At 59.2% G+C, this 1,072-nt stretch carries 1 protein-coding gene and 1 pseudogene; both read left to right on the plus strand.

Annotated features, from left to right (window positions below):
* Positions 1 to 401 precede the first annotated feature (401 nt).
* A complete protein-coding gene (locus EOA38_RS37500) occupies positions 402 to 812 on the plus strand; it encodes a hypothetical protein (RefSeq protein WP_245481032.1) in 411 nt (136 codons plus the stop codon).
* Positions 809 to 1,072 (plus strand): annotated as a pseudogene (locus EOA38_RS39950) (hypothetical protein); the annotation flags it as partial. The gene EOA38_RS37500 and the pseudogene EOA38_RS39950, both read left to right, overlap by 4 nt.

Here is a 1,072-nt window from a genome sequence, read left to right on the forward strand (position 1 = left end):
GGATGGTGGTCATGGTCTTGCCGACCCCGCCTTTGGGAGAGGCCACTGTGATTTGCACCGCACGTTGTTCCGGCATTGTTTTTTCCCAATGTCGCGTCACCTTGGCGTCAATGCGTGTGGGCGATTTGGCGCCAAAGTGACTTTCTTGCATTTTGCCTATGCGCCGATGCAACAAGGTGCAGATGTGCATAAGTGCCTATGTGATAATATGAATTTGCGTGTCTGTGCAATGCGCCGGAAGGCATCAATGGTTCTGGATCAGCGAGTCATCAGATCAGTATAATGTTGCGTTGTGAATTGACAAGATACGCAATTTGGGTCCAAATTGGCTGAGCAGGTCATCGCTTCGCTTTGACCTGGACCGTCTTCGACGGGAGGCCCATGCGCCATAGCGAGGAATTTTGGACACCAGCGCTGCCCACAAAGACACCCGACAGCGCTCCCGGATCGATATCGGGCCGGAGGCGGGCGCGCTCCTGGATGAGGCCTGCAAGGTGTTCCAGCTTGACCGAGCGGAGACGTTGCGGCGCATTATCCGGGCCAGCCTGGATGTCGGTCCCGCTCTGTCAGCTGAGAATTCACGCACTGTCGCGGCGTTGGCCTCGCAAGTCCGGATGGTCGGCCGAAACCTCAGCCAGCTTCTCCATGCCATTCATTCCGGCCACGCCGTCCCCATGGAGGCGGCGTTGCCGATATGGGAAGCACTGGATGAGAGGGTGAAAGCCGTCGACGCCGAATTGACGGCGATGACGATCGCGCATGGCCTGGTACTTCGGAAGGCGGCGCATCTGCTGGACGGTGATAACGCGTGAACCTCGACCAGTCCTCCATACAGGCTATCGCCGATCGGATTCGCGCGCGCGCAGCTTTTGAAGACGAGAACCGCAAGCGCCGGCATCGGGCCATGTTGTCCTTTGCTGGAAATGACGATGATTGGTTGCTCAAGACGATTCGCAGCCGGAAGGGGGAAGGCGGTTTCGGGGCAAGCCAGCCACCTGAACCAGCCGTGCCGCGCTCGTCTGCCCGGGAGCTGGAGCCGCCGCGCGGTAAAGCCGGGCGACTAAACCTCGCC

It is taken from the genome of Mesorhizobium sp. M1E.F.Ca.ET.041.01.1.1 (assembly GCF_003997355.1).
GTDB lineage: Bacteria > Pseudomonadota > Alphaproteobacteria > Rhizobiales > Rhizobiaceae > Mesorhizobium.